The following is a 14,452-nucleotide window of genomic DNA, read 5'->3' on the forward strand; positions in this document are numbered from 1 at the left end:
GAGGTTGCCCTCAGATGAAACGGATGCCGGCATCGGAGTTTGCTTTGAAACGGGAAGTCGAGTACGGCTCGCCGGAGCAGAACGAGCGCGTACGGCTTATTATCGAAGAGGTGCGTCAAGACGGGGACGCGGCGCTGCGCAAGTTCGCCAAGCAGTTCGATCGCGCCGACGTGAGCGACCTCCGTGTCGCCGAAGCGGAGATCGAAGCGGCGTATCGTCAAGTGGATGACGAGTTCCTGACGGCGATTCGCGAAGCGGCCGTCAACATTCGCCGCTTTCATGAGAAGCAGCTGCGTACGTCGTGGATGGATTTGCAGCCGGACGGCAGCATCCTCGGGCAAGTGATGCGGCCTTTGCGGCGGGTCGGGCTGTATGTGCCAGGCGGTAAAGCGGCCTACCCGTCCTCGGTGCTGATGAACGCGATTCCGGCCCAGGTGGCGGGCGTACCGGAAATCGTCATGGTGACACCCCCGGCAACGGCGGGTATCGAAGGGATTAATCCGCACATCCTGGTGGCGGCAGCGGAAGCGGGCGTACGCGAAATTTATCGCGTCGGCGGCGCGCAAGCCGTGGCGGCGCTTGCTTACGGCACGGATTCGATCGCCCCGGTCGACAAAATCGTCGGTCCGGGCAACATTTACGTGGCGCTGGCGAAGCGATACGTGTTCGGCGCCGTCGATATCGACAGCATTGCCGGACCGAGCGAGATCGTTGTCCTCGCCGACGAGTCGGCGGATGCTGCCTATGTGGCGGCCGACCTGCTGTCGCAGGCGGAGCACGACGAGATGGCGTCGGCGATTCTGATTACGCCGTCGGAGGCGCTGGCGGAAGCGGTGCAGGCGGAAGTGCAGCGCCAGCTTGCCGAGCTGCCGAGGCGTGAAATCGCCGGGCAATCGGTGCGCGATTACGGCGCGATTCTGACCGTCGGCAGCCTCGAAGAAGGCGTAGACGCGGTGAATCGGCTCGCTCCGGAGCATCTGGAAATTCTCACGCGCGAGCCGTTCCAATATTTAAGCAAGATTGAGAATGCGGGCGCCATTTTCTTGGGTCCGTACAGCTCGGAGCCGGTCGGCGATTATTTTGCCGGTCCGAACCACGTGCTGCCGACGAACGGCACGGCGCGGTTTTCGTCGCCGCTGAACGTGGATCATTTTATGAAGAAGTCGAGCGTGATTTACTACAGTAAGGAAGCGCTGCTGCGCGACGGGGATAAGATTATCGCCTTGGCACGCCATGAAGGGCTGGAGGCGCATGCGCGCGCCATCGAAATTCGTTTGCAGAAAGAAGGGGACTCTCGTGGCTGAACAAGGACAAGGTCAACAACCGGGTGGACGCCGCTCGGAAGTGGCGCGCCGTACGAATGAAACCGACATCAGGCTTGCGTTTAACGTGGATGGAACCGGTGTGTCGGAGATCGAGACGGACGTGCCGTTCTTGAATCATATGCTCGACCTGTTTACGAAGCACGGCCAATTTGATTTGAAGGTGGATGCGAAGGGCGACGTCGAGATCGACGACCACCATACGGTGGAGGACATCGGCATTTGTCTCGGCCAAACGCTGCGAGAGGCGCTCGGCGACAAACGCGGCATCAAGCGCTACGCGAGCGTGTTTATTCCGATGGACGAGGCGCTGGCGCAGGTTGTCATCGACATTAGCAACCGCCCGCATTTCGAGTACCGCGCCGAGTATCCGTCGGCAACGGTAGGCAGCTTCACGACGGAGCTTGTGCACGAGTTTCTGTGGAAGTTCGCGCTTGAAGCGCGCATTACGCTGCACGTCATCGTGCACTACGGCCACAACACGCATCACATGATCGAGGCGGTGTTCAAAGCGTTGGGGCGTGCGCTCGACGAAGCGACGAGCATTGATCCGCGCGTACAAGGAGTGCCCTCCACGAAAGGGGTTCTGTAAGCCATGATCGCGATTATCGATTACGGAATGGGCAACCTGCACAGCGTTCGTTCGGCAGTCGAGCGGTTAGGTTATCAGGCGCTGATCACCTCGGACGAGCGCGAGCTGCTTGAAGCCGAGGGCGCGATTCTGCCCGGAGTCGGCGCGTTCGGCGATGCGATGGAGCATCTGCGCGCCTCGAGATTGGATGAGGCGACGGCGGCCTACGCGGCAAGCGGCAAGCCGCTGCTCGGCATCTGCCTCGGCATGCAGCTGCTGTTCAGCCGCAGCGAGGAGCACGGCGACCACGAAGGGCTGAATCTGCTGCCGGGTGATGTCGTGCGCTTCCGCGGCGATTACAAGGTGCCGCATATGGGCTGGAACAAGCTGTTGTTCCGCGCCGGCGACAGCCCGCTTTTTCGCGGTGTGGAGGAAGGTCACGTGTATTTCGTCCACTCCTTCCATGTGAAGCCGGAGCGGGAGAGCGATCTGCTGGCGACAACGGACTACCATCAGCAGGTGACGGCTATTGTCGGTCGCGGCAATGTGTACGGGATGCAGTTTCATCCGGAGAAAAGCGGCAGCGTCGGCATGCAGCTGCTTGATAACTTTCTGGGGTTGTGCGAGAAGAAACAAACGGTCTAAGCGGCCCCTTGAACTCTATATGTAGTGGAGGAAACGAATCATGTCTGCTTTTATCATTTATCCCGCCATCGACATCCGCGGAGGCAAGTGCGTTCGTCTGATTCAAGGCGACTATAATCAAGAGACGGTGTACAACGAGAATCCGCTTGAAGTGGCGAAGGCTTGGGAAGCCCAGGGAGCGAAATGGATCCACTTGGTCGATCTGGACGGCGCGAAAGCGGGTAAACCGGTGAACGACCAGCTGATCGGTGAAATCGCGCGTTCAGTCAGCGTTCCGGTTCAGGTCGGCGGAGGCATTCGCTCGGAAAGCGACGTCGACTATGTGCTGTCGCTCGGCGTGTCCCGCATCATCCTTGGCACGGCGGCGATTGAAGACCGCGACTTCGTCCGCCGCGTGCTGCAGAAGCACGGCGAGAAGATTGCGATCGGACTTGACGCCCGCGACGGTTACGTGGCGACACGCGGCTGGCTGGAGACGTCGACGGTCAAAGCCGACGAGCTGGCGGTCGAGTTGGCAAGGGAAGGCGCGCGCACGTTTATTTTCACCGATATTTCCCGCGACGGGATGATGGGCGGACCGAACGTAGAGGCGATTGTCAACTTGGCCAAAGTATCGGGTCAAACGGTCATCGCATCGGGCGGCGTCAGCCAATATGAAGATTTGCAAAAGCTGGCGGAGCATACGGACGAGGGCGTCGGCGGCGCGATCGTCGGCAAGGCGCTGTACACCGGCAGCATCAAGCTGGAGGAAGCGCACAGTCTGGTCTAACGGACCTATGCTCTCGTGCGCATTCCATACGAAAGGGGTACGGCTATGCTAGCCAAACGAATCATTCCCTGTCTTGACGTCAAGGACGGCCGGGTCGTCAAGGGTGTTAACTTTGTCAATTTGCGCGACGCCGGAGACCCGGTGGAGCTTGCTTCGATTTACGACCGCGAAGGCGCGGACGAGCTGGTTTTTCTCGATATCTCGGCTTCGCACGAAGGACGGGCGACGATGGTCGAGGTCGTGCAGAAGACGGCGGGGCAAATTACGATCCCGTTCACGGTCGGGGGCGGGATCGCAAGCGTGGACGATATGAAACGGCTGCTGCGCGCAGGCGCGGATAAGATCGGGATTAACACGGCGGCGGTGCGCAACCCGCAGCTCGTGTCCGACGGCGCGCGCCGGTTCGGTTCGCAGTGCATCGTCGTCGCTGTGGATGCCCGCTTCAACAAGGAGTGGGGCGAGTGGGAAGTGTTCACCCACGGCGGACGGAACGCCACGGGCATGAAGGCGCTGGAATGGGTGAAAGAGGTGGAACGCCTCGGCGCCGGCGAAATTCTGCTGACTAGCATGGATGCCGACGGCACGAAGGACGGCTTTGATGTGCTGCTCACGAAGGCAGTGTCGGAGCTGCTGACGATTCCGGTTATCGCTTCCGGCGGAGCGGGGAAGAAGGAGCATTTTTACGAAGTGTTCGCGGAAGGCAAGGCGGATGCGGGTCTGGCTGCAACGATTTTCCATTATAAAGAGATAACGATCGAAGAGGTTAAGGACGACCTCAAGGCTAAAGGAGTGGAAGTGCGATGAGCGAACGAAAAACGGCAACCAACCTGGAGGAGCTCCTAGCTGCGGTGCGCTTCGACGCGCACGGTCTCGTGCCGGCCATCGTGCAGGATGCAGTCAGCAAAGAAGTGCTGATGATGGCGTACATGAACCGGGAGTCGCTCGGCAAAACGTTGGAATCGGGCGAAACCTGGTTCTGGAGCCGTTCGCGCAGCGAGCTGTGGCATAAAGGAGCGACGAGCGGTAACATTCAGAAGGTGCGCTCGCTCCGGTACGACTGCGACGGCGACACCTTGCTCGTGCAGGTCGATCAAGCGGGCCCGGCTTGCCATACAGGCAGCTACAGCTGCTTCTATCATGACGCGAAGATCGGCGCGCTGGCGGCGGATGCGGCAACGGCGAACGAGTCCGACAAGCAGGACCGCTTCGCCATCTTGAACGCGCTCGAAGCGACCATTGCGCAGCGCGATGCCGAACGGCCCGAAGGTGCGTACACGACGTATTTGTTCGAGAAGGGCGTCGACAAAATTCTTAAGAAAGTCGGCGAAGAAGCGGCCGAAGTCATCATCGCAGCCAAAAATCGCGACAAAGACGAGCTGCGTTACGAAGCAAGCGATCTCATCTTCCACTTGATGGTGCTGCTGCGCGAGCAGAGGCTGCCGCTGGACGACGTGATGCGGGAACTGGATCGTCGTCATAATAAACAGAAATAAACGTCAGATTTTCAGGATAAGGAGCGTTTCTATGCGCATTGATTACCATACGCACCATGTGCGCTGCGGACATGCGTCGGGAGAGCTTGAGGAGTACGTGTTGAAGGGCATTGAGATCGGGCTCGTCCAGTTGGGGCTGTCCGATCACATGCCCTTGCTCCATGTCGACCCGGCCGCCTATCTTCCCGGCATGGCTATGCCGATGGAGGAATTGCCGAATTATGTCGAAGAGGCGTTCCGACTGCGGGAGAAATACAAAGACCGTATCGACATCCGGGTCGGGATGGAGGGCGACTATATCGAAGGCTGGGAAGCCGAGATCGAGCGTCTTGTGAAGGCGTATCCATGGGATTACGTCATCGGCTCGGTTCATTTTCTGGGCGAATGGGACATTACGGACTACCGGCAAACCGATGGCTGGAAAGAACGCGACGCCTACGAAGTATACAAGCAATACTACGACGCCGTCGGCAAGGCTTGCCGAACCGGATTCTACGATTACATCGGCCATATCGACGTCATTAAGCGATTCGGCTTCAAGCCCGAGCAAAGCGTCGAACACCTCGAACGACAAGCGCTGGAGGCGGTCCGGGCGGCGGGCATGGCGATCGAATTGAATGCGTCGGGGCTGCGGATGCCGGTGAATGAGATGTTCCCGAGCCGGCGCATGCTGGAATACGCCCTGGAGCTTGGAATTCCGCTCACCATCGGCTCCGATGCGCATCAGCCGGAGCGGCTCGCCCAATATTTGGATCAAGCCGTCGATTTGTTGAAAAATGTCGGATTTAACGAATTAGCCACATTTAAGGGCCGGAAACGGACGATGGTGCCTATTGGTTTCGATTCTTTTCATGTATAATGAGGGAGTGGAAGCATTCTAAATTTTATGTAAACGCTCAAGACTTCCGAGTCTGGGCATCGTCAAACGAACCACGTAACAACAGAAAGCGGAGGTAACCATGTATACCGACAAATTGAAGATTTTCTCGGGTTCGTCCAACCCGAAACTGGCGGAGCGTATTTGTCAAGAGCTCGAAGTGCCGCTAGGTCAGATCAAACTTTCCCGATTTAAGAGCGGGGAAATTTACTGTCTTTACGAAGAGAGCATTCGTAACTGCGACGTGTTTCTCGTACAAACGTTCTCGCATCCGATTAACGAACACTTCATGGAACTTCTCGTGATGATGGATGCGGCGAAACGGGCATCCGCGAGAACGATCAACCTTGTCGTTCCTTACTATGGTTATTCCCGCCAAGAGCGTAAAGCCGCGCCGCGCGAGCCGATTTCGGCCAAGCTGGTTGCGGATCTCCTGACGGCGGCGGGCGCCGACCGTGTGATCACGATCGACCTGCACGCTCCGGCGATTCAAGGCTTTTTCAACATCCCGGTGGATCATTTGACGGCGCTGGATTTGGTTAGTGATTATATTAAAGGTCTGAATATCGAAAATCCGATCATCGTATCGCCGGACGCTGGACGCGCTACGACGGCTGAGAATTTGGCCAACATTCTCGATGCGCCGTTCGCGATGATGATCAAGAAAAGACCCGCTCATAACGAAGCGGTTATTACGCACGTCATCGGGGACGTCGAAGGACGCACGCCGATCATTATCGAGGACCTGATCGATACGGGCACAACGATCGTGAATGTTGTCGAAGGTCTGAAAGAGCGCGGAGCCAAGGACGCTTATATCTGTGCTACGCATCCGGTGTTCTCCGGCCCGGCGCTGCAGCGTCTGGACCATCCGAACATTGCGGAGGTCGTGATCACGGACTCGATCGCGATTCCGGACGATCATTCCGCCCGGTTCAAGGTATTGTCCGTCTCCCACCTGCTCGCCGATGCGATCAACATTATCGTGTCGGGCGGCTCGCTCAGCTCCTTGTTCAAGTACGGCGGAGTATAAAACTTATCCTAAATGTTTTTTCCACACGTCTCCGGCTTTCAAAACCTACGGTTTTGGGCCGGATTGTGTTATAATTAGGAATCATTAGAATTCCGGGAAGCAACAGACGATAGCTAACGTCATTCGTTATTCGTATTCGGCGGTAAGCTCTACCGGACGGGTCACGGAGGTGCCTTAACCATGGAGAAGAAAAAACGTGTGCTGCCCCAGACCAGCACCAATGTCGTTCCGATGCAAATGGATGCCACGTTCTTTTTCGAAAAAGCCGTTCAATCCCTGGACCGTTATCATTACGATAAGGCATTGAAGTATTTTCGCCGGGCGGCCGAGTATGAGCCTGAAAATCCGGTCAACCATTGCAATTTGGCTGGGCTTTTGTCGGAAATGGGCAACTACGAGGAATCGAACCGCATTTTGCAGCATGTCCTGGATCAGATCGATCCGGCGATGACGGAATGTTATTTTTATATGGCCAACAATTTTGCCAATATGGAGAATTACGAGTCGGCCGAGAAGGCGATCGTTCATTATCTGGAGAACGATCCGACAGGGCAATTTCTCGAAGAGTCCGAAGAAATGATGGAGCTGCTGCGCCTGGAGCTCGATCGTCCTGCGAAGCTGACGACGATCAAGAGCCGGGAAGGCTTGTTCGAGCACGATCGCGCGCGCAGCATGCTGGAGGAAGGCAAGTTCTCCGAAGCGGTGCGGCTGCTGGAGACCATTATTCGCAACCATCCGGACTTCATGGCGGCGCGCAACAATTTGGCGCTCGCTTATTATTATATGGGTCATTTCGACCGATCGGTGCAGATGATTCGCGAGGTGCTCGAGCTGGAGCCCGGCAATCTGCATGCGCTTTGCAACCTGGCGATTTTCTACCAGCATTTCGGCGACCGCGAGAAGCTGGCGGGGCTGCTGGACATGCTGCGCAAGACGTATCCCTTCCATCAGGACCATGTGTTTAAACTGGCCACGACGATGGGTATATTAAGTGAACATGACAAAGCGTACCGGCTGTTCAAAAGGCTGTTAAAGACAGGCGAGGCCGGACCGGACCCTTGCTTGTTCCACTATGCGGCCGTAGCCGCATACAATACCGGCCGCTGGGACGAAGCGGAGCGGTTGTGGCGGCAAGCGGAGAAGAACGATCCGGGCTCGGATATTCCGAGATTTTATTTGAATATCTTGAACAAGCGTCGCGACGGCGATACGAAGGTTCAGGTGAGCTATCATTATCACCTGCCGTTCGAGGAACAGCTGCGCGGCATGGAGCGTAAGGAAGGCGGCCTGCCGGATCACTTGAAAAAAGATCCGCTCGTCCGTTCCTCGTTCTTCTGGGCGCTGCGGCACGGCGATACCGATACGAAGCTGCAGGTCATTCAGGCGTTTGGTCTTATTGCGGACGATGAAGTAAAGGATGCGCTGACGGAGTTTATTCTAGAGCCGGAGGAAGACGACTATTTGAAAAAGATGGCCGTGTTCGTCCTGCGCAGCATCGGGGTTAAAGATCCGCTGCCGGCGGTGCTGGAAGGCCGTTCGACGACCGTCGCACCGTCGCCGCATTCTCCGAGCCTGCCCGTATGGGACCGGAAATGGCAGCTGGTCATGGAATTGGCGCAGCGTGAAATGGCGCGGCGGTACGATATCGTACAGCAGTACGATTTACAGACCCTTTGGGTAGAATATTTAACGCGGGTATTTCCCGCCGTTCCGAAAATCGCAAAGGTGGAGGGCTGGGCCGCGGCGCTCGAATATTGGATCGCCCGGATGCACCGTCGTCCTGTCAGCTTTCAAGAGACAGCCGACCGTTACGGCGTTTCCGTGGCTACGGTCAGCAAGAACGCCAAGCTCATCGACGAGGCTTGCGGTTTACGCGAGAAAATGGACTCCATTTTCCGAAAGTTTTCCGGACTGGAAGCTCCATCCTAAAAAATAAGCGGGATCTGTAGGGAGGACACCTTCTATGTACAAATCAATCGTAATCGGAACCGGCCCGGCCGGTTTAACGGCAGCTATCTACTTGGCGCGCGCGAATCTGAACCCGCTCGTCATCGAAGGTCCTGAACCCGGCGGTCAATTGACCACGACGACGGAGGTCGAGAACTTCCCGGGTTTCCCCGAAGGCATTATGGGGCCGGAATTAATGGATAATATGCGCAAGCAGGCCGAACGTTTCGGCGCAGAATTCAAGACCGGCTGGGTCAACAAGGTCGATCTGTCGAAACGTCTGTTTAAGCTTAACGTCGAGGGCTTGGGCGATATTGAAGCGGAATCGCTGATTATCTCGACGGGTGCTTCGGCGAAGCTGCTCGGCATTAAGAACGAGAAGGAAAGCATGGGCCGCGGCGTCAGCACATGTGCCACATGCGACGGATTCTTCTTCCGCGGGAAGAAAATCGTCGTGGTCGGCGGCGGCGATTCGGCGATGGAAGAAGCGAATTTCCTGACGCGCTTCGCTACGCAAGTGACGCTGGTGCATCGCAGAGCAGAGCTGCGCGCTTCGAAGATCATGCAGGACCGCGCGCGCGAGAATTCGAAGATCTCGTGGAGCTTGAACCGGACTCCGCTTGAAGTCGTGTCGGGCGACAAGGGCGTTACCGGGTTGAAAGTGAAAAACAACGAGACCGGCCAGGAAGAAATCATTGAGACGGACGGCATTTTCGTCGCGATCGGCCATAAGCCGAACACGGATTTCCTTGAAGGTCAAATCGTTACGGATGAGGTCGGCTACATCTTGGTCAAGCCCGGCACTTCGATGACGAACGTTGAAGGCGTGTTCGCGTGCGGCGACGTGCAGGACAGCAAATACCGTCAAGCGATTACCGCGGCGGGAAGCGGATGTATGGCCGCGCTCGATTGTGAGAAGTTTCTGGAAGGACACATGGTGCACGACTGGAGCCAAACGCTCTAAAAGGCCGTCTGCATAAAGCGTGGAACAAACTTGTTCCACGTTTTTTCCCGTGGACTCTTCTTGACCTCCCGGGTGGGTTGCCTTATAGTTGGAACATGGAGCGCTCATCCTGAGCGGCTGGACAAGACCATAAAGCTCGAACACATACAAAGTTAGACGATGCGATTATTTATGAGGTGAGAAGACGGGTATGGGCGATCAAGTGTATTTGGGAGTCGATTTGGGAGGCACCGCGATTAAGGTAGGTTTGTGCGACGAACAGGGCAATCTGCTGCAAACGGACGAAGGGCCGACCGGAACCGAGCACGGCCCCGATGTAGTGCTGGAAAATATTGCGCAGTATGCGCGTAAACTTGTAACGGAATCCGCATATACATGGGATCAAGTGGCCGGAATCGGTGCCGGGATCGCGGGGTTTCTGGATATCCCGGAAGGCTTTGTCAAGCTATCTCCCAACCTGGGTTGGCGGAATGTGCCGGTCAAAAAAATTCTTGAAGAGAAGCTCGGCAAACCGGTCAAAATCGATAACGACGCGAACGTGGCCGCTCTTGGCGAAGCTTGGGCCGGCGCGGGCAGAGGCATCGCGAATATCGTATGCTACACGCTTGGAACGGGCGTAGGCGGCGGAATCATTATCAACGGCCGCATCTATCAAGGCTCGAACGGTATGGCCGGTGAGCTCGGTCATATGATCATCGTGCCGGATCTCGAAGCGATCGATTGCGGCTGCGGCAAGAAGGGCTGTCTCGAAACCGTATCTTCGGCGACGGGCATCATCCGTATGGGGAAAGAGGCCGTAGAGCGCGGGGAGCATACCTCGCTTGCGCTCGTGGAGAACATTATGGCCAAGGACGTGTTCGATGCTGCGAAAACCGGCGATGAGACGGCGCTTCGCATTATCAACCGCGCCGCTATGTACCTCGGCAAATCGATGGCCACCGTGTCTGTCGTGATCAACCCGCAGCGTTTCGTCGTAGGCGGGGGCGTGTCCAAAGCCGGCGACATTCTGTTCGATGCGATCCGCAAATATTACCGCGAGTGCACGCAGGAAACAGCGCAAGAGGGCGTGGACATCGTGCCGGCCATCCTCGGCAACGACGCCGGTATCGTTGGCGCCGCAGGTTTGAACCTGCGCGGCTAATTTTTGAAAGCAAGGTTCGCAGGTCAAAGCGCGAACCTTTCATATACTATAGCGAGGATTGCTGCGAGCGGCGGCTGTTAACTAGCTGCGATTCGTGATCGGGAGGAGAAACACCCGGAAAGTTTACGTGGCTACTTTAAAATTCGGTCTTTACCCTGCTGCTTTTGTTCTTTAGAAACCGAATTTTAACTGAGCTTGGAGGGAGTTTCTCCGGACGCGGAAACCTATCGCAAAGGTAGCTTGTCTCGCCTCCACGCAGCAACTCCGAGCCTAACAAAGGAGTGCTACAGTCCCCATGGAAGAAATGCAAAGCCTAGGCAAGCTGGTCATCATTACCGGCATGTCGGGCGCGGGCAAAACGATCGCCGTGCAGAGCTTGGAGGATTTGGGCTTCTTTTGCGTAGATAACCTGCCTCCGGTGCTCATCCCGAAATTTGCCGAACTGATCGAGCAATCGAAGGGCCGCATCGGCAAAGTGGCGCTCGTGATCGACTTGCGCGGCCGCGAATTTTTCGATTCGTTGTCCGAGTCGCTGCGCTACTTGAACGAGAATTACACGTTAACGTACGAAATCTTATTTCTGGATGCGACCGATTCCGCACTTGTTCAGCGTTACAAGGAAAGCCGGCGGAAGCATCCGCTTGCGCCGAACGGAGCTCCGCTTGAAGGGATTCACCAAGAGCGGAAGCTGCTGGAGGAGCTGAAGGGACTTGCCACGCAAGTCATCGATACGAGCAGCTTGAAACCGGTGCAGCTTAAAGAACGTATTGTATCCAGGTTTACGAACCTCGAGACGGGCATCATCTCCATCAATGTGATCTCATTCGGCTTTAAGTACGGCATTCCGATCGACGCCGATTTGATCTTTGATGTGCGCTTTTTACCGAATCCGCATTATATCGATCACCTTCGCCCTAATACCGGCCAAGACCCGGACGTATATGAATACGTGATGAAATGGAACGAGACTCAGGATTTTTTGACGAAGCTGCTCGATATGCTTCATTTTTTGGTGCCGCAGTACAAAAAAGAAGGAAAGAGCCAAGTCGTTATCGGTATCGGCTGCACCGGAGGCAAGCACCGTTCGGTAGCGATCGCCGAATATCTCGGCAAGGTGATGGCTAACGGCGAGACGGAGATTGTCCGTGTGAGCCACCGGGATTCCGAGCGAGATCGGGTTGAGGTGAAACAATGAGCTCTGATCGGGAGAGCGCAGCCTATTTACCGCGAATCGTTGTGCTTGGCGGGGGCACCGGACTGTCGGTGATGCTGCGCGGGTTGAAGCAGAAGCCGATCGACATTACGGCGGTCGTTACCGTGGCGGACGACGGCGGTAGCTCCGGCATTTTGCGTTCGGAGCTGGAGATCATTCCTCCCGGCGATATCCGCAACGTGCTGACGGCGCTTGCGGACGTAGAGCCGCTGCTGGGCCAGCTGCTGGAATATCGATTTGATAAAGGCAATGGATTGGCAGGCCACAGCTTGGGCAACCTAATGCTGGCAGCGATGCGCGATATTACGGGCGACTTCGTGACCGGCGTGCGGGAGCTGAGCCGCGTGCTGGCCGTGCGCGGCCGCGTGCTTCCATCCTCGGACCAGGCGCTGGTGCTGCGGGCGGAGATGGAAGACGGCAGCATCATCGAAGGCGAATCGAAGATTCCGAAAGCCGGGGGCGTAATTCGCCGCGTTTCCATCGAACCGAAGGACGCGCGAGCTTTGCCGGAGGCGTTGGAAGCGCTTCGGGAGGCGGATGCCATCCTTGTCGGCCCCGGCAGCTTGTATACGAGCATTTTGCCGAATTTACTCGTACCGGAAATTACGAAGACGATTGTGGAATCGAAGGCGCTGAAGATGTTCATCTGCAATGTGATGACGCAGCCCGGAGAGACGGACGATTACAAAGTGAGCGATCATCTAAAGGCGGTTCGCGACCATGTCGGCGAAGATTTGTTCGATTACGTCATTGTCAACAACGGCGAAATTCCCGAGCAGGTGCAGGCGAGATATGCGGAGCAGGGCGCCAGGGTCGTTCGTCTCGATCTGGACGAGGTAACCAAGCAAGGGTACAAGATCATCGCCGACAAGCTTGTTTTGTTCCGCACGTATTTGCGTCATGATGCCGAGAGGTTAAGTCAGCACATTTATCAACTGGTGGAAAGCTGGATGTTCAAGAAGAGGTGATTTCTGTGTCCTTCGCCGCACAAACGAAAAAAGAGCTAACGCTCATGGAGTCCGACCGCTGCTGCGAACGGGCTGAGTTATCCGCACTGATTCGCATGAACGGTACCGTACAGCTGACAAGCCAAAAAATCGTGCTGGACATCTCGACGGAAAACGCCGCGATTGCCAGAAGAATTTATTCGCTGCTCAAAAAAACGTTTCATGTGCACACTGAGCTGCTTGTACGGAAAAAGATGCGGTTGAAAAAAACAACGTATATATCGTGCGCGTACCGGTACAAGTACAGGATATCCTCAAGGAGCTGTACATCGTCTCCGAAGGATTCCACTTTACGGACGGCATCGAACCGGGCATCATTAAACGGAGCTGCTGTAAGCGCGCATACTTGCGCGGAGCGTTCCTGGCCGGAGGCTCGGTAAACAACCCGGAAGGCTCGTCGTACCATCTGGAGATTTACTCGATGTACGAGGAGCATTGCAAAGCGATCTGCAAGCTGGCCAACGAATTCGACCTGAACGCCCGCTGTATCGAACGGAAGAAAGGTTTCGTCTTGTACATCAAGGAAGGCGAGAAGATTATTGAGTTCTTAAGTCTGATCGGCGCGCATCAAGCGCTGCTGCGCTTCGAGGACGTCCGCATCATGAAAGACATGCGCAATTCGGTTAATCGGCTGGTTAACTGCGAAACGGCGAATTTAAACAAGACCATCGGCGCTGCAGTCAGGCAGATCGATAACATCCGGCTGCTGCAGAAGGAAGTCGGGCTTGAGAACTTGCCGGAGAAGCTGCGCGAAGTGGCCGAGATCCGCTTGAAGCATCCTGACATGAATTTGAAGGAAGTCGGCGATATGCTGAAAGGCCATGTAAGCAAATCGGGTGTCAACCATCGGTTGCGGAAGATCGACGAGATGGCGGAGAAGTTGCGAAAATAAGAACTTTAGCCGGTTCAAATATAGATTTTTTGTGGAAATCATCAAAAATTCTAGTGCAGAACGCCGAAAAATGCTATACTAGTTGAAAAATCGCATTTTTGCGATTACAGCTGTTTATCGCTGTAAGCAAGTCAGTCTACCGTTGCAATTTGTAAAAATAAAATTTATCTATAGGGTGATTTGCCCTTCATGGATGAGCTAATAAAAGTAGGGGGTATTGGTTGCATGTCGAGACGCCCAGTAGTCGTTAAGTTGAAAACAGGCCTTCATGCCAGACCGGCGGCACTTTTCGTACAGGAAGCAAACAAGTTCTCTTCCGAGATTTTCGTGGAGAAGGACGAGAAGAAAGTGAATGCCAAAAGCATCATGGGGATTATGAGCTTGGCCATCAGCACAGGGACCGAAGTTCACATAAGTGCCGAAGGTTCGGACGCAGAGCAGGCTGTAAACGCTTTAGTCACCTTGGTCAGCAAAGAGGAATTGGAGAACCAATAAGCAGAGTCGCAAGCTTCCGGGAGGAAGCTTCTTCCCTTCCGGGGATTGCGGTAATGGTATCGGTATTCGCGAATCACGGCAGT

General features: G+C 55.8%; 14 protein-coding genes and 1 pseudogene. All 15 read left to right on the forward strand.

Features of this window, described 5'->3' with window-relative positions:
* Positions 1–14: 14 nt before the first annotated feature.
* The 15 genes and pseudogenes from hisD to JMF85_RS05720 all read left to right on the forward strand — a co-directional run bounded on the left by hisD (position 15) and on the right by JMF85_RS05720 (position 14,369).
* Entirely contained in the window at positions 15–1,304 is a 1,290-nt protein-coding gene (gene hisD / locus JMF85_RS05650; protein WP_054800217.1) for a histidinol dehydrogenase, read from the forward strand.
* Positions 1,297–1,914 (forward strand): imidazoleglycerol-phosphate dehydratase HisB, encoded by a 618-nt coding sequence (gene hisB / locus JMF85_RS05655; protein ID WP_127609185.1) that lies wholly within the window; start codon positions 1,297–1,299, stop codon positions 1,912–1,914. The genes hisD and hisB overlap by 8 nt, the downstream gene beginning before the upstream one ends.
* Before the next feature lie 3 nt (positions 1,915–1,917).
* The gene (gene hisH / locus JMF85_RS05660) at positions 1,918–2,538 is read left to right on the forward strand and encodes an imidazole glycerol phosphate synthase subunit HisH (RefSeq protein WP_127609183.1); all 621 of its coding nucleotides are present in this window, start codon (positions 1,918–1,920) and stop codon (positions 2,536–2,538) included.
* 40 nt (positions 2,539–2,578) lie between these two features.
* Entirely contained in the window at positions 2,579–3,307 is a 729-nt protein-coding gene (gene hisA, locus JMF85_RS05665; protein WP_054800219.1) for a 1-(5-phosphoribosyl)-5-[(5-phosphoribosylamino)methylideneamino]imidazole-4-carboxamide isomerase, read from the forward strand.
* A gap of 45 nt (positions 3,308–3,352) precedes the next feature.
* Positions 3,353–4,111, forward strand: a complete 759-nt coding sequence (hisF, locus tag JMF85_RS05670; protein ID WP_201317878.1) for an imidazole glycerol phosphate synthase subunit HisF — start codon at positions 3,353–3,355, stop codon at positions 4,109–4,111.
* The gene (hisIE, locus tag JMF85_RS05675) at positions 4,108–4,800 is read left to right on the forward strand and encodes a bifunctional phosphoribosyl-AMP cyclohydrolase/phosphoribosyl-ATP diphosphatase HisIE (protein ID WP_201317879.1); all 693 of its coding nucleotides are present in this window, start codon (positions 4,108–4,110) and stop codon (positions 4,798–4,800) included. The genes hisF and hisIE overlap by 4 nt, the downstream gene beginning before the upstream one ends.
* A gap of 31 nt (positions 4,801–4,831) precedes the next feature.
* A complete protein-coding gene (gene hisJ, locus JMF85_RS05680) occupies positions 4,832–5,659 on the forward strand; it encodes a histidinol-phosphatase HisJ (protein ID WP_201317880.1) in 828 nt (275 codons plus the stop codon).
* Positions 5,660–5,759: 100 nt separating this feature from the next.
* Positions 5,760–6,710 (forward strand): ribose-phosphate diphosphokinase, encoded by a 951-nt coding sequence (locus JMF85_RS05685; protein WP_054797498.1) that lies wholly within the window; start codon positions 5,760–5,762, stop codon positions 6,708–6,710.
* A 180-nt stretch (positions 6,711–6,890) separates the two neighbouring features.
* On the forward strand, positions 6,891–8,639 hold the full coding sequence (locus JMF85_RS05690; protein ID WP_201317881.1) for a tetratricopeptide repeat protein: 1,749 nt from the start codon (positions 6,891–6,893) through the stop codon (positions 8,637–8,639).
* 34 nt (positions 8,640–8,673) lie between these two features.
* On the forward strand, positions 8,674–9,621 hold the full coding sequence (gene trxB / locus JMF85_RS05695; protein ID WP_201317882.1) for a thioredoxin-disulfide reductase: 948 nt from the start codon (positions 8,674–8,676) through the stop codon (positions 9,619–9,621).
* Positions 9,622–9,811: 190 nt separating this feature from the next.
* Positions 9,812–10,762, forward strand: a complete 951-nt coding sequence (locus tag JMF85_RS05700) for an ROK family glucokinase (protein WP_127609173.1) — start codon at positions 9,812–9,814, stop codon at positions 10,760–10,762.
* 295 nt (positions 10,763–11,057) lie between these two features.
* On the forward strand, positions 11,058–11,957 hold the full coding sequence (gene rapZ / locus JMF85_RS05705; protein WP_127609171.1) for an RNase adapter RapZ: 900 nt from the start codon (positions 11,058–11,060) through the stop codon (positions 11,955–11,957).
* Positions 11,954–12,943 carry a gluconeogenesis factor YvcK family protein gene (locus tag JMF85_RS05710; protein WP_054797500.1) on the forward strand — a complete coding sequence of 330 codons (990 nt, stop codon included), beginning with the start codon at positions 11,954–11,956 and terminating at the stop codon, positions 12,941–12,943. Before rapZ ends, JMF85_RS05710 begins: the two co-directional genes overlap by 4 nt.
* A gap of 5 nt (positions 12,944–12,948) precedes the next feature.
* Positions 12,949–13,874: pseudogene (gene whiA / locus JMF85_RS05715) on the forward strand (DNA-binding protein WhiA).
* Positions 13,875–14,099: 225 nt separating this feature from the next.
* Positions 14,100–14,369, forward strand: coding sequence for an HPr family phosphocarrier protein (locus JMF85_RS05720; protein ID WP_010500412.1), 270 nt, complete (start codon positions 14,100–14,102; stop codon positions 14,367–14,369).
* The last annotated feature ends 83 nt before the right edge of the window (positions 14,370–14,452 follow it).

This window comes from Paenibacillus sp. EPM92, assembly GCF_016586185.1.
Taxonomy (GTDB): domain Bacteria; phylum Bacillota; class Bacilli; order Paenibacillales; family NBRC-103111; genus Paenibacillus_G; species Paenibacillus_G validus.

Bases quoted from the DNA above. Each gene is read 5' to 3' on its own strand.
- hisD (WP_054800217.1), top strand. From the start codon at position 15: ATGAAACGGATGCCGGCATCGGAGTTTGCTTTGAAACGGGAAGTCGAG.
- hisH (WP_127609183.1), top strand. From the start codon at position 1,918: ATGATCGCGATTATCGATTACGGAATGGGCAACCTGCACAGCGTTCGT.
- hisA (WP_054800219.1), top strand. From the start codon at position 2,579: ATGTCTGCTTTTATCATTTATCCCGCCATCGACATCCGCGGAGGCAAG.
- hisF (WP_201317878.1), top strand. From the start codon at position 3,353: ATGCTAGCCAAACGAATCATTCCCTGTCTTGACGTCAAGGACGGCCGG.
- hisIE (WP_201317879.1), top strand. From the start codon at position 4,108: ATGAGCGAACGAAAAACGGCAACCAACCTGGAGGAGCTCCTAGCTGCG.
- hisJ (WP_201317880.1), top strand. From the start codon at position 4,832: ATGCGCATTGATTACCATACGCACCATGTGCGCTGCGGACATGCGTCG.
- JMF85_RS05685 (WP_054797498.1), top strand. From the start codon at position 5,760: ATGTATACCGACAAATTGAAGATTTTCTCGGGTTCGTCCAACCCGAAA.
- JMF85_RS05690 (WP_201317881.1), top strand. From the start codon at position 6,891: ATGGAGAAGAAAAAACGTGTGCTGCCCCAGACCAGCACCAATGTCGTT.
- trxB (WP_201317882.1), top strand. From the start codon at position 8,674: ATGTACAAATCAATCGTAATCGGAACCGGCCCGGCCGGTTTAACGGCA.
- JMF85_RS05700 (WP_127609173.1), top strand. From the start codon at position 9,812: ATGGGCGATCAAGTGTATTTGGGAGTCGATTTGGGAGGCACCGCGATT.
- rapZ (WP_127609171.1), top strand. From the start codon at position 11,058: ATGGAAGAAATGCAAAGCCTAGGCAAGCTGGTCATCATTACCGGCATG.
- JMF85_RS05710 (WP_054797500.1), top strand. From the start codon at position 11,954: ATGAGCTCTGATCGGGAGAGCGCAGCCTATTTACCGCGAATCGTTGTG.
- JMF85_RS05720 (WP_010500412.1), top strand. From the start codon at position 14,100: ATGTCGAGACGCCCAGTAGTCGTTAAGTTGAAAACAGGCCTTCATGCC.